Source organism: Nocardia sp. NPDC051052 (assembly GCF_044456045.1).
GTDB lineage: Bacteria > Actinomycetota > Actinomycetes > Mycobacteriales > Mycobacteriaceae > Nocardia.
Window position 1 is genome coordinate 510974 of the sequence record NZ_JBITFL010000002.1, and the last position, 13529, is coordinate 524502.

Annotated in this window: 13 protein-coding genes; 9 read left to right on the top strand and 4 right to left on the bottom strand. The window is 67.5% G+C overall.

Annotation, left to right across the window (positions count from 1 at the left end):
• Positions 1-107 precede the first annotated feature (107 nt).
• Complete coding sequence (locus tag ACIBCN_RS07455; RefSeq protein ID WP_396990660.1) at positions 108-1127, bottom strand: NAD-dependent epimerase/dehydratase family protein; 1020 nt, start codon at positions 1125-1127, stop codon at positions 108-110.
• Positions 1128-1271: 144 nt separating this feature from the next.
• Here ACIBCN_RS07455 and ACIBCN_RS07460 point away from each other — a divergent pair, with 144 nt between their 5' ends.
• Positions 1272-1838: a TetR/AcrR family transcriptional regulator gene (locus tag ACIBCN_RS07460; RefSeq protein WP_396990661.1), complete on the top strand. Its 567-nt coding sequence runs from the start codon at positions 1272-1274 to the stop codon at positions 1836-1838.
• Here the strand turns inward: ACIBCN_RS07460 and ACIBCN_RS07465 are convergent.
• Positions 1819-2982: an erythromycin esterase family protein gene (locus ACIBCN_RS07465; protein ID WP_396990662.1), complete on the bottom strand. Its 1164-nt coding sequence runs from the start codon at positions 2980-2982 to the stop codon at positions 1819-1821. The two genes, ACIBCN_RS07460 and ACIBCN_RS07465, sit on opposite strands and share 20 nt — an antisense overlap.
• An 82-nt stretch (positions 2983-3064) precedes the next feature.
• On the opposite strand from ACIBCN_RS07465, the gene ACIBCN_RS07470 reads away from it, so the two are divergent.
• The gene (locus ACIBCN_RS07470; RefSeq protein ID WP_396990663.1) at positions 3065-3766 is read left to right on the top strand and encodes a TioE family transcriptional regulator; all 702 of its coding nucleotides are present in this window, start codon (positions 3065-3067) and stop codon (positions 3764-3766) included.
• Here ACIBCN_RS07470 and ACIBCN_RS07475 read toward each other — a convergent pair whose 3' ends face one another.
• Entirely contained in the window at positions 3767-5272 is a 1506-nt protein-coding gene (locus ACIBCN_RS07475; RefSeq protein ID WP_396990664.1) for a flavin-containing monooxygenase, read from the bottom strand. It abuts the gene before it with no gap.
• Between the two features lie 237 nt (positions 5273-5509).
• On the opposite strand from ACIBCN_RS07475, the gene ACIBCN_RS07480 reads away from it, so the two are divergent.
• From ACIBCN_RS07480 to ACIBCN_RS07510, 7 genes are all read left to right on the top strand, one after another.
• A complete protein-coding gene (locus ACIBCN_RS07480; protein WP_396990665.1) occupies positions 5510-6328 on the top strand; it encodes an ABC transporter permease in 819 nt (272 codons plus the stop codon).
• Positions 6301-7149 (top strand): ABC transporter ATP-binding protein, encoded by an 849-nt coding sequence (locus ACIBCN_RS07485; RefSeq protein ID WP_396990666.1) that lies wholly within the window; start codon positions 6301-6303, stop codon positions 7147-7149. The genes ACIBCN_RS07480 and ACIBCN_RS07485 overlap by 28 nt, the downstream gene beginning before the upstream one ends.
• Complete coding sequence (locus ACIBCN_RS07490) at positions 7146-8150, top strand: ABC transporter substrate-binding protein (RefSeq protein ID WP_396990667.1); 1005 nt, start codon at positions 7146-7148, stop codon at positions 8148-8150. Before ACIBCN_RS07485 ends, ACIBCN_RS07490 begins: the two co-directional genes overlap by 4 nt.
• Before the next feature lie 11 nt (positions 8151-8161).
• Positions 8162-9307 (top strand): LLM class flavin-dependent oxidoreductase, encoded by a 1146-nt coding sequence (locus ACIBCN_RS07495; protein WP_396990668.1) that lies wholly within the window; start codon positions 8162-8164, stop codon positions 9305-9307.
• 165 nt (positions 9308-9472) lie between these two features.
• Complete coding sequence (locus ACIBCN_RS07500; protein WP_396990669.1) at positions 9473-10876, top strand: APC family permease; 1404 nt, start codon at positions 9473-9475, stop codon at positions 10874-10876.
• 187 nt (positions 10877-11063) lie between these two features.
• The gene (locus tag ACIBCN_RS07505; protein ID WP_396990670.1) at positions 11064-11474 is read left to right on the top strand and encodes a YybH family protein; all 411 of its coding nucleotides are present in this window, start codon (positions 11064-11066) and stop codon (positions 11472-11474) included.
• A gap of 335 nt (positions 11475-11809) precedes the next feature.
• Positions 11810-12877 (top strand): hypothetical protein, encoded by a 1068-nt coding sequence (locus ACIBCN_RS07510; protein ID WP_396990671.1) that lies wholly within the window; start codon positions 11810-11812, stop codon positions 12875-12877.
• A 106-nt stretch (positions 12878-12983) separates the two neighbouring features.
• Here the strand turns inward: ACIBCN_RS07510 and ACIBCN_RS07515 are convergent, their stop codons facing one another.
• Positions 12984-13319: a hypothetical protein gene (locus tag ACIBCN_RS07515; RefSeq protein WP_396991156.1), complete on the bottom strand. Its 336-nt coding sequence runs from the start codon at positions 13317-13319 to the stop codon at positions 12984-12986.
• Positions 13320-13529: the final 210 nt, after the last annotated feature.

Here is a 13529-nt window from a genome sequence, read left to right on the forward strand (position 1 = left end):
TACGCAGCCGGTATCAACGCATCAACGCTCCACGCGAGCCGCCCGAAACTGTCAACACTGCAGGCGATGTCAGGTAGCGGGCGGCTACGAGGTGAGCGAGGCGGTGATCAGGCTGCGTCGTGCTCGATAAGACTGTTGGCGCAGTCGAGGACCGCCCGGTTCGCGGGGCGGGGTTCCCAGCCGAGGAGGCGCTTGGCCTTGTCGGTGCTGTGCCGGTTGCGGCGGCCGAGGGCGGGGATGACTTCGCCGAGCGACGCGTCGCTGAGGCGGGCGGCGAGCTTGACCGCGAAGTCGGGCAGCTGACGGGTCGAGACCTGCTTGCCGCGCGCGCCGAGGCCGTCGTGCAGGGTGCGGGCCATGTCGCGCATCCACATGAATTCGCCGGTGGCGAGGAAACGTTCGCCCGCGGCGGCGGGTTCGGTCATGGCCTTGATGTGGATGTCGGCGAGGTCGCGGACGTCGACGATTTCGAGTCCGATACGCGGGACGCCGGGCAGTTTGCCGGAGACCATGCGGGCGACGATGTCGACCGATCCGGTGGTGCCCGTGGTGAGGATGGGTCCGAAGACCGCCCCGGGCAGGATGGTGGTGAGCTGGGTGGGTCCGTCGTAGTCAGCCATGAAGTCCCAGGCCGCGCGCTCGGCGAGGGTCTTCGACCGGCGGTACGGGATGAGCGTGGGATCGTCGGGATCGGTCCACAACGTCTCGTCGGTGATGCCGTCGGTCGCGTAGGACGCGGGGCTCGCGGCATTCGCCGCGGAGGTGAGCACCACGCGTTTCACCCCGGCGGCGGTGGCCGCGCGCAGCACCCGCAGCGCGCCGCCGCGGGCCGCGTCGATCAGCGCGTCCGGGTCGTCGGAGTTGCGGCCGAGCGGCGAGGCGACGTGCAGCACATAGTCGACGTCCTTCATCGCGGCGTCCCAGCCGTCGTCGGCGGTGAGGTCGGCCACCGCGAAACTCAGCCGCCCGGCCGGGTCGACCGCGGTGGACACGGCCGCGATGACCGCCGCCTCCTTATCGCTGCCGCGCACGGTGGTGCGCACGTCGTAGCCTCGTTCGAGCAGCTCTACCACGCACCATCCGGCGACATAGCCACTCCCCCCGGTTACCAGAACCAACTCACCCATCGTCGTCCTCCAATGTGTTCGGAACGCCTGTGCGAGAATGAAACGGAGGCCCCTCCGTTAATGGCTGCGAGCGTACCGGAGGGCCCTCCGTTTAGCAAAAGTATGTGTACGGGCACAGTGTGTATGGATGGAGCGCCGACATTGGTGGACACGCCGAAGCAGGCCAGAGCTGATGCCCGAACGAATCGTGAACGGGTCCTCGTCGCCGCCAGGGACGCGTTCACCGCATCCGGTGGCACGTCGCTGACGGCGATCGCCAAGCAGGCCGGCGTCGGCATCGGCACGCTGTACCGGCACTTCCCGAACCGGGAATCGCTCATCGTCGCGCTCTATCGCCACGACATCCAGGAACTCATCGACCTGGCACCGACGCTGCTCGCCGCGCAGCCACCGCTGGCCGCGCTGCGACTATGGTTCGACGAGGTCGCTCGCTACGGACAGCTGAAATACGGTGTCGCCGAGGTCATTCACGCGGCGACCAACGGCGGCCTCGACGACGAGTACTACCGGCCGTTCGTCGAGGCGATCGCCCTGCTCCTCGAACGCGGCATCGCGGCGGGCGCGCTCAAGCCCGAGCTCGACCCCGAGGATGTGCTGCTCCAGCTGAGCGTGCTGTGGCGGATCAATCCCGACAACGGTGGTGCCGAGCGGGCCGCCCGCATCCTCGACCTCATCGTCGACGGGCTTCAGGTCAACCCGCAGTCCGGCTAGCCGGTGCGACGGCTGCGGCGTCGCCGATGTGCAGGACCGCGTCGGCGGTGTCGAGGGTTGCCTGATCGAGCGGGAAGTAGCCCCTCTCCGGCGGGGTGGCAGCGCGCGTTCGACTGGTGGCGACGGTGGCGGCAGCGGCCAAACCCCAAGTGCCGATGCGGCTTTGCAGTAGACCCTCGTACGTGCCCGGTTCGGGCTCCGGAATCCCCAGACCGTCGCTGCGGCCCAAGGTGCCCGCAATGAAGGTGTACTGCTCCCCCCATAGCGCCCCGATGATGGCGCCGACGCCGACCCAGTCGAGCACCATGCCCGCCACGCGCATGGTGCCGGGGTGTCGCCGCAGGTGCAGATTGTGCGCGTGGACCAGCGTCGCGCCTCGACCTGCCTCGATCGCGCGGATATCGATGAGGTTCTGCGCCATGAGCGCATCCCGGGTGGACGACAGCAGGGATATCCGGGCCTCGAGTTCGAGCTGTCGGGCCGCTTGCCTGTGGTATCGGAGCAGACCGATCCCGGCGGTGAGATACGTTCTGGCCCTGCGCCACTCGGCGTGCGAAGTGGTCGCGGACAGTTCCGGCGCGCGTGCCTCTAGCGCGATGAGCATGTCGTTGGCGACTACCCGCAGCCGCTGGGCCTCCGCCGTGGCACCGATCGACTTGGTCGCGTCCAGGATGGCTTCCTCTCGACTCCACAGTTCGTCATCGCCGAGGAGACTCACCAGGTCGAGGTCGAGTCCCAGGTAGCCCCTGGCGTATTCGAGGTAGCGGCGTGGGCTGGGAGCGCTGGTGTTCTCGGTCTGAGTGTCGAAGCCGTAGAAGGCGATTCGCTCGTCCGGCGGTCGATGCTGGTTGTATTCACGCAGCCAGCTCACCAGTTGCCTGTTGCCGTCCAGGTTTCCGAAGTTGTGGGTAAAGCCCGCGCTCATCGCGGCGTCCAGGGTGCCGATGCCCGCTCGGACGAAGTCATCGACGGTGAGCGCTGCCACGCGGTCGGTCTCGAGGGCGATCGACCGGAAGCCGAGGTCGACCAGTTGCGCGAACAGTTGGTTGCGGACCAGTTGGCAGGCCGGTTCCTGATGGGTCGGCTCGCCGAGCGCTACCAGGTCACAGGGGGTAGGAACGAAGTCTCGAATGTTCTGGCTCATGTGTCTAAATCGTATCGTTGAAAGAACGGTTGAGACTTTTGCGCGTTCTGACCGCTCAGCCATCCGGTAAAGTCTCAAACCGGTGATCACCTTGCGACCAGCCGACCTAGCCCGCGAGCACGGCCTCTCAACCCAAGCCATCCGCAATTACGAGCAGGACGGGTGCATCCCGCCCGCCGAGCGCACACCGAGCGGCTACCGGATCTACACCGAGGTGCACGCGGCCGCGCTGCGCACTTACCTCGCGCTCATCCCAGCCTACGGGCACGCGGCCAGCGGTCAGATCATGAACGCACTCCATCATGACGGGGTCGAAGGCGTGCTGGTGACCATCGATCGCGGCCACAGCCAATTACTGCGCGACAGAGACACTCTCGATGCCGTACGGAAAGCCGTAGCGCACCTGACCAGCGAATCCGACACCGCCGCAGTCACATCCGGAGAAACCCGCACCATCGGCGAACTGGCACACCAACTCCGGGTAACCCCGGCGACCCTGCGCAACTGGGAGAACGCGGGAATCCTCGCCCCGGCGCGAGACCCGGCCACCGGCTATCGCCGCTACGACGCGAGCGATATCCGCGACGCCCACCTCGCCGATCTGCTTCGCCGCGGCGGCTACCCGCTGGACCCCATCCGAACCGTGATCCAGCAGATCCGAACAGCGGGCGGCACAGACGCATTGGCCGCCACCCTGGCCGATTGGCAGCGAAAGCTCACCGTGCAAGGCCTCGCCATGCTCAACGCCGCCACTCAGCTCAGCCACTACCTGAGCGTGCGATAGTCAGGCGGTGCGGACGGCCGCCAGCGGACGGTCCTTGGCGTCGTCCTCGGCGCGGGTGAAGGTGAGCACGCCGTCCTCGATCGGGCCCTTGCGCAGCATCTTGCGGTCACGGAAGTAGTTGTTGATGACCTGCCAGGGGCCGCGCGTGCCCTGCCGGGGCATCACCGCGTCGCCGCGCGCGATGTAGCCGGAGGTGAGGGCGCCGCCCATGACCGAGTCGGTGGAACGGTCGCCTTCTTCGGCCACCGCAACCACTTTCGTGAAGCCGTGCGACTTCATGTGGTTGAGCACGCGGCAGAAGTACTCGGCGGCAAGGTCGGCCTTGAGCGTCCACGAGGCGTTGGTGTAGCCGAGGATCATCATCGCGTTGGGGACGCCATCGAGCATCGCGCCCTTGTAGACGACCCGGTCGCGGGTAACGACCGGCTCGCCGTCCAGTTCCAGGGTGGCGCCGCCGAGCATCTGCACCCGCAGGCCGGTCGCGCTGATCACGATGTCGGCGGGCAGTTCCTCGCCCGCGGCGAGGCGAATGCCGGTCTCGGTGAAGGACTCGATGCGGTCGGTGACGATGGACGCCTTGCCGCTGCGCAGCACCTTGAACAGATCACCGTTGGGCACCACGCACAGCCGCTGGTCCCACGGGTTGTAGGACGGCGTGAAGTGGCGCATGTCGATGTTCGGGCCGAGCCACATCCGCACCGCGCTGAGCAGCACCTTGCGGGACGCGCCGGGATTGGTGCGGGACAGCTGAAAACTGGCGCGCTGCAACGCGATATTACGGGCGCGCCCGACGCGATAAGCCGCCTTGGCCGGCACCCGCGCCATCTTCATGCCGACGGCGACCGGGTCGTCGGCGGGCAGCGCGGTGATGTAGGTCGGCGAGCGCTGCAGCATGGTGACGTGCGCGGCGTCCTCGCTCATCGCGGGGATCAGGGTGATCGCGGTGGCGCCGCTGCCGATCACGACGACCCGCTTGCCGCGGTAGTCGAGATCCTCGGGCCAGTGCTGCGGGTGCACGATCTGCCCGCCGAAGTCCGCCTCGCCGGGGAATTCCGGCCGGTAGCCGTTGTCGTAGTCGTAGTAGCCGGTGCAGCCGACGAGGAAGTTGCTGGTGAAGGTCTCGGTGGCGCGGGTCTGCTCGTCGAGTGCCTCGACGGTCCAGATGCCCGTCGCACCGGACCAGCGGGCGGTGGTGACCTTACGGCCGAAGTGAATGTGTTCCTTGACGCCGTACTCGACGGCCGTGTCCTCGACGTACTGGCGAATGTGCGGGCCGTCGGCGAGCACCTTGGTGCCGGTCCAGGGGCGGAAGCCGTAGCCGAAGGTGAACATGTCCGAGTCGGAACGGATGCCCGGGTACCGGAACAGGTCCCAGGTGCCGCCGATCGCCGTGCGGCGCTCGAGGATGGCGTAGCTGCGACCGGTGTGCTCACGGGTGAGATGGCAGGCCATGCCGATACCGGAGAGGCCGGCGCCGATGATCAGTACGTCGACATGCCGCGTCATTGAGGAACTCGTTTCGTCTGGTCACGCCTCGATCATCTGCGTCCGAGGTTTCCGGTCGAGATTACGTGTTATTTGAGGTTACGTCTAGTAGCGGTAGCTGAAAACACGCTCGCGACGGCGCCAATTAAAACCTCGCTGGTTTCAACCGGTGACTCCGCGGCGCCGCGCGCACAGCATGGATGACTGCGGGGCGCTCAGCGGCGCGCCGGAGATCTTGTCCCCTACCCGAGGTGTCGCGTGTCATCAATTGTCTTGGAGCCGACACCGATTCGGGTTCGGTCGGCGGCTCGGTGGCGGCCGCGCAAGACCTGGTTGCGGGCGGTCAGCCCGCTGGTCATCGTGCTGGCGTGGCAGCTGGCCAGCGTCAGCGGCGTGCTGCCGGAACGACTGCTGGCCTCGCCGGTAACGATTGTGCGGACCACCGGGGAACTGCTGCGAGACGGCACGTTGCAGGAGGCGATCACGGTGTCGCTCGGCCGGGCGGCGACCGGATTCGTCATCGGTGCCGTGCTGGGCATCGGACTGGCCATTCTGGCCGGATCGAGCACGGTCGGCGAGTACGTCGTCGATCCGCCGATGCAGATGCTGCGCACGGTGCCGTTCTACGGGCTCATTCCGCTGCTCATCCTGTGGTTCGGCATCGGCGAGCTGCCGAAGGTGGTGCTTGTCGCGTTCGGCGCGGCGATTCCGTTGTACCTCAACACCTTCGCCGGAATCCGTGGCGTGGACGCCAAACTGGCCGAGCTCGCTCAGGTGCAGCAGCTCGGCAGGCTCGCGCTGATCGGGCACATCGTGCTGCCGGGAGCACTGCCGCAGACCCTGGTCGGGCTGCGCCAGTCGCTGGGCGTCGCGTGGCTGGCTTTGATCGTCGCCGAACAGGTCAATGCCGATGCGGGACTGGGGTTTCTGATCAACGACGCCCGCGAATTCCTGCGCACCGACGTGATCGTCGTCGGGCTGCTGGTGTACTGCGTGCTCGGTCTGCTGACCGACGCGTTCGTCCGATTGATCGAGCGGAAGGCGCTGGCATGGCGACGCGGATTCCTGGGACAGTGATCACCGAACAGCTGACCGACGACGTCCGCGCGGAAACGACGACGGCAAACGGCTCGGCCGTGGCGACTTCGATTCTTACTGCTGAAGTCCGTTCGGCCACAACGACTTCTGCGGAGACACCGGTTGCCCGGGTCCGCGGCCTGACCCGCGATTTCGACGGACGCCGGGTCCTCGACGGACTCGATCTCGACATCGCGCCAGGCGAATTCGTCGCGTTGCTCGGTCGCAGCGGCTCCGGCAAGTCCACCTTGCTGCGCGCACTCGCGGGTCTCGATCGCGGCGTGCGAGGCGAGCTCACCACGCAGGGCACCATCGCCGTCGCCTTTCAAGAACCTCGTCTCGTGCCGTGGAAACGAGTGCTGGCCAACGTGTTTCTCGGACTGCGCCACCACGACCCGAAGGCAGCCGCCCGTGCCGCACTGGCCGAGGTCGGCCTCGGCGAGCGCGCGAATGCCTGGCCGCTCACCCTGTCCGGTGGCGAAGCGCAACGGGCCAGCCTGGCCCGCGCCCTGGTCCGCGAGCCGGATCTGCTGCTGCTCGACGAGCCCTTCAGCGCCCTCGACGCGTTGACCCGGATCACCATCCACCGCCTCGTCATCGACCTGTGGCAGCGCCGCCGTCCCGGTGTCCTGCTGGTCACCCATGACGTCGACGAGGCGCTGCGGCTGGCCGACCGGGTGCTGGTGCTCGGTGACGGCCGCATCGCCCACGAATCCCGCATCGACCTGCCGCGTCCGCGCCGCGGCGACCATCCGCGCCTGCTCGCCTTGCGCGAAACCCTGCTCGCCGCACTCGGCGTTGCCCCGGAAGGAACCGAATGAAAGCCAGAAGGCTGCTGCTCGCAACGACTCTCGCACTGGTCGTGGCGGTCGGCTCAGCCTGCGGGTCCGACAAAGCCGAGGACGCGGCGGTCCGCCCCGACGGTTCGATCGACCTGTCCCAGGTGACGTTGCGGGCTGGTGATCAGAAGGGCACCGGGCTGCAGGCGCTGCTCACCGCGGCGGGCGAGCTGGACAAGGCGCCGTACAAGATCACCTGGTCGCAGTATCAAGCGGGCCCGCCGATGCTGGAGGCGATCAACGCCGGCGCGGTCGATTTCGGCGGTGTCGGCAACAGCCCGCCGATCTTCGCGGCGGCGGCCAAATCGGCCATCAAGATTGTCGCCGGTTACCAGTCGGGCAAGGAGGGGCAGGGCATCGTGGTGCCCAAGGATTCGCCGTTGCGTACCCCGGAAGACTTGCGCGGCAAGAAGATCGCCGTCACCAAGGGCAGTTCGGCACACCATCACCTGCTCGCCGTGCTGAACAAGGCGGGCATCCAGTGGGATCAGATCGAACCGCAGTACCTACAACCGCCGGACGCGCTGGCCGCGCTGACCACCGGCCGGGTGGACGCGTGGGCCATCTGGGATCCGTACACCGCGCAGGCGGAGCAGCAGGCGAACGCGCGAATCCTGGTGGACGGCAAGGGTTATATACCTGGCGACGCGTTCTACGTCGCCGGTGACAAGGCACTGGACAACAAGGCGACCACCGCCGCCCTGCGCGACCTGCTCGCCCGCATCGCCAGGGCCCATGCCTGGGTCAACGATCACCCCGAACAGTGGGCCAAGACCTACGCCGAGCTGACCGGACTCCCCTACGACGTCATCCTCACCGTCGTCAAACGTGGCCCCTACCAAGACCATCCGCTCGACACCGCCACCATCGCCGCCGAACAGGGTGTCGCGGACGCGTTCGCCGACGCCGGGCTCATCCCCCGCAAGGTCACCATCTCCGACTACACCGACACCCGCTTCAACGACCTGTTTCCCCCGGCCTAAGGAGTTGGCTCATGACTTTGTCTTTCCATTGGTTCCTGCCCACCTATGGCGATTCGCGCGGCCTGGTCGCGGGCGGGCACGGCACCTTCATGTCCGGTGATCGTCCCGCGACGCTGCGCTACCTGAACCAGATCGGCGCGGCCGCCGAGGACAACGGCTTCGAGGCCGTGCTCACCCCGACCGGCGCGTGGTGCGAGGACGCGTGGCTCACCACGGCGATGATGGTCGACACCACCGAGACGCTGAAGTTCCTCGTCGCGCTGCGGCCGGGACTGGTCAGCCCGACCCTTGCCGCGCAGATGGCGGGCACCTTCCAGCGGCATTCGCAGGGCAGGCTGCTGCTGAACGTGGTGACCGGCGGCGAGCCGCACGAGCAGCAGGTCTATGGCGACTTCCTGGACAAGGCGCAGCGCTACGCGCGCACCGGCGAATTCCTGCACGTGGTGCGGGAGCTGTGGCACTCGCACGAGCCGATCACCTTCGAGGGCGAGCACATTCACGTCCGCGACGCGCTGCTGAGCAACCGGCCCGATCCGGTTCCGCCCGTCTTCTTCGGCGGTTCCTCGGCGCCGGCCGGACCGGTCGCGGCCCGCTACGCCGACACCTATCTCACCTGGGGTGAACCGTTGCTCGCGGTCAGCAGGAAGCTGGAATGGATCCGGCGTCTGGCCGTCGACCAGGGCCGCATCCTCGACTACGGGCTGCGCATCCACGTGATCAGCCGCGACACCTCCGAGGAGGCGTGGGCGGAGGCGGATCGGCTGCTCCAGGGCATCGATCCGGCCGATGTCGAGCGGGTGCAGGCGAGTTTGGCGCGCAGCGAATCGGAGGGGCAGCGGCGGATGTCCGAGCTGCACGGTGGCAGCACCGATCGGCTGGAGATCGCGCCCAACCTGTGGGCGGGGGTCGGCCTCGTGCGCGGCGGCGCGGGCACCGCGCTGGTCGGCTCGCACGCCGAGGTCGCCGAGCGGCTGATCGAATACTCGAAGCTGGGCATCAGCCACTTCATCCTGTCCGGGTATCCGCACCTGGAGGAGGCGTACTGGTTCGGCGAGGGCGTGCTGCCGATTCTGGAGCGCAAGGGGCTGTGGAGCCACCCGTCCCGGCCGGTCACCGCGCCGGTCTCGACGCCCTTCGCGGCATCGTCCAGCAGCTGATCGTCGCGTTCGCGCATCCGATTTACCTGCGGTTTCGGGCGTGCGAACGCGAGCAGCGCACGTTACCCAGTTGTACCCAGTTAACGGTGACTGACTCACTTCAACGAGAATGATCTATCGGTCCGGCCCCTAGGCTGGATCTCTAGACGAGCTCATAAGGGAGTCATGACCACCCCAGCCGCCCAGCGATGGCGTCGACGCCTGCCCGACACCGCGACCACCGACGGAGCGCCCACGCTGGCGCGCAGACTCGGACGCATCGACCTCACGGCGATGGGGGTCGGCACGATTGTCGGCGCGGGCATCTTCGTCATCACCGGGGTCGCCGCGGCGGAAAAGGCCGGGCCGTCGATCGTGCTGTCGTTTCTGCTGGCCGGGACGGTGTGCGTGCTGGTCGCGCTCTGCTACAGCGAGCTGGCGGCGATGGTGCCGGTTTCCGGCAGTGCCTACACCTATACCTATGCCACCCTCGGCGAGGGACCCGCGTTCCTGGTCGGGTGGAATCTGTTGCTGGAGTTCGTGATCGCGGGGGCCGCGGTCGCGATCGGCTGGTCCGGAACCACGGTGTCGGCGCTGGATTCGATCTTCGGGATCACCGTGCCCAAGGCCATCGCGGCGGGTCCCAGCGAGGGCGGGATCGTGAATCTGCCCGCGGTGCTGATCATCGCGGTGATCGTCGCGGTGCTGGTCGGTGAGGTGTCGCTGACCGCGCGGATTACCAAGGTGCTGGTCGGGGTGACGATCGGCGTGCTGGTGCTGGTGGTCGCGGTCGGTGCGCCGCATATCGACGTGAACAACTGGACTCCGTTCGCGCCCTTCGGTTTCGGTGGCATCGTCGGCGGCGCGGCGATCGCGTTCTTCGCGTTCCTCGGCTTCGACGTCGTCGCCGCCTCAGCGGAGGAGGCGCGCAATCCGCGCAAAGACGTGCCGTTCGCGATCATCGCCACGGTGCTCGTCGCGACCGTGCTCTACGCGCTGGTCAGTGCCGTGCTCACCGGGATCGCGCCGTTCGCGTCACTGAACAACGGGGCGCCGATCGCCACCGCGTTCGGCGGGTTGAAGATCGGCTGGATCGGCAATGTCATCGTGATCGCCTCGATCATCGCGCTGACCAAGGGACTGCTCATGATCGTCTACGCACAGGTGCGGCTGGGCTTCGCGATGTGCCGGGATCGATTGCTGCCCTACGGTTTCGCGCAGACCGGCAAGCGGTCCACCCCCGTCCGGCTGACGCTGCTGCTCGGGGTGGTGTGTGCCACGATCGCCGGGTTGCTGCCCATCGACATCGTGGTGGAGCTGGTGAATATCGGGGCGCTGTCGGCGTTCGCGGTGGTGTGCGTCGGCGTGCTGGTGTTGCGCCGGGCCGAGCCGGAGCGGGAGCGGCCGTTCCGGACGCCGTTCGTGCCGGTGGTTCCGGTGCTCGCGCTCATCGGGTGCGTATTGCTCGCGACGACGTTGAACGGGTTGACCTGGGTGCGGTTCGCCGTGTGGGTGGTGGTCGGCGTCGTTGTCTACCTCGGGTACGGGCGTAAGCGCTCCACTCTCGCCCCGTCCGCCGTGGACGCCTGACCCCCCAGCCTTCCCCTCGAACGGGTCGTGACGTGCGAGTTCTGTCCTGACGCGAGCCCGGGCCGACGAGAAGGCATCGGGATATATCACACATGATGTGGAATCCATTGCGCCCCATGCGTGTTTTCGGCAGGCTCACTAGATGCCGAACGTACTGGTGAGGCGCCGTATGAAGGGACAATGATTGATGTCGGACGACGAGAAGACGATCCGGGTTCTGATCGAGCGGTGGGCTGCCGCCGTGCACGCGGGCAACCTGGCCGCCGTCCTCGCCGATCACGCACCCGACATCGTCATGTTCGATGTGCCGCCGCCGGACGAGGGCCTGCGCGGCATCGACGCCTACCAGGCCGCCTGGCCCGGCTTCTTCGAATGGCAGGCCCAGGGCGCGACGTTCGAGATCGTCTCGCTGGACGTCACGGCAGGCGCCGACGTCGCCTTCGCCCACGCGCTGCTGCTGTGCGGCACCGCCGAGGACTTCGCCAAGGATCCGGGGCGGCGTCTGCGCCTCACCCTCGGCCTGCGCAAGGAAAACGGGCGGTGGGTCGTGTCGCACGAACATCACTCGTTCCCGGACGCCAGCCTCCCCGCCGTCTGATCAGTCGACGGGTCGAGTGCCGGGTCACGCCAGGGCGGCAATGCCGACCCCGCCGCCGAACCCATCCGCGGCGGGGACTGAGCACCGGCGCGAGTGGACCGGCGGACAGGATGGCCGATCGGTCCTCGCCGGCGGGCCGATCCGTTCGCCGCGGCTGGGGTGCAGAACTAGTGCGGACTCCAAGCGGACCGCGCCACCGAGGTGAATGCAGTACTGGGGCGCTAGCGCCATCTGGTCGTCGGCCGCGATCGTCGATGCGTCAGTACCCCGGTACTAGACGCGAATAGCGCTGCGGCGGGACGTGTTACGCGGGGCCCGATTTCTACCGTCGGTTCATGCCACCAACACATTTCGCCGCCGCGCTCGATCGTCGGTCCTCGGCACGGCATCGCCGCGGCGGCGGACTCGCCGACGCCGCCGGTCGGCTGCATCGGCCGCTGACCTGGATGACGCTCACGATGACCGGGCTGGTCGTCGTCAGTCTCGTCGCGATGGTCGTGGAAGACCGGATGCTGCTCGGCGAGTCGGTCTGGCTGAAGCCGATGAAGTTCGGGCTCGCGTTCGCGCTCTACGGGCTCACGCTCGCGTGGCTGCTGTCGTTGCCGCACAAGGGAAGTCGCGCGACCTGGTGGCTGGGTACGGTGTTCGCGGTGACCGGCTTCCTCGACGTCGGCTTCATCGCGGTGCAGGCCGCGCGCGGCACCTTCAGCCATTTCAACACCGAGACCGACGCGGTGAACGAGATCGGCCAGCAGGTCTTCCAGTCCGGGGTGCCCGGGCTGTTCCTGGCGAACCTGATCATCGTGCTGATCCTGTCCTGGCAGCGACTGGTGGATCGGCCGACCGCGCGGGCAATCCACGCCGGCCTGTTCCTGGCGGTCGTCGGCATGATGCTGGGTTATCTGATGGGTTTCACCGGCAAACAACTAGTGCGTGACGCCGACGGCAACGTCGTCGAACTGGTCGCCGGCCACACTGTCATCGACCCTGCCCACCGCGACCTATCGCCACGTGACGCCGCCGCGGGCATGCCGATCACCCACTGGAGCACCATCGGCGGCGACCTCCGCGTCCCCCACTTCCTCGGCCTGCACGCCATCCAGTTCCTACTGCTAGCCGTCGTCATCCTCTCCCGCCTGGCCCCGCGCTACCACTGGCTACGCCCCGAACGCACCCGCGCCGCGATAATCGGCGTCCTATCCCTCGCCTACACCGGCCTCCTCGCCATCGTCTTCACCCAAGCAATGCGCGCCCAACCCCTCACCCACCCAGACCCCACCACCCTCACCGCCCTAGCCACCCTCACCGCAGGCGTAGCCCTCCTGCTCACCCTCATCTACTGGCGGGCCCGCGCCACCCCCCACCTCCGCTCAACAACCACCCCGTCCCCCGCCAACATCTAGCACCCACACTTGACGTACGAAACGTGCTCGTGACTGATGCTGCAGCGTGCGTCAAGAACACGCTTCGTACGTCAAGTCGGTTGTCTGCCAGGGTTTTTGGTGGGGGTTAGCGGAGGCGTTCGGCTTCTCGGGTTAGTTCGAGGAGGGTTTTGCCTAGGGTGGACAGTTCTTCGGGGGTGGCGTTTTCTTCGATGGCAGTGGCGACGTCTTCGGCGGCGCAGCGGGCGGCGAACCAGCGGTCGGCTAGGTCGGCGGCTTCTTGGGCGCTCAGGACGACGGAGTCGTCGGGGATGCCGGTGCCTTTGAGGCTGTTGCGGTTTTCGTAGGCGCGTTGGCGGCAGGATTGGCGGCAGTACCGGCGGCGACGCCCGGCCTCGGACTCCACGATTTCCCGCCCACACCACAGGCAGGACAGTTGGCGAGAATGACGACGATCAGAGATGGAACACACCCCCTAGCGGGACAGCGAGCGGCGCGACATGACGCAGAACCTTAATCGCTCGACGGCGCGAATCCGCTCAGCGACCCCCGAGAACCGCCGGACGGCGGGCGCGGCGAGGTCGGCGCGCCGTTGGCACTACAATGGAACGGTTCCGTGGCCCGTCGGGAACTATCGGCGCAGGCCCGTTCGTTGCACATAAGGTCCAGCGAG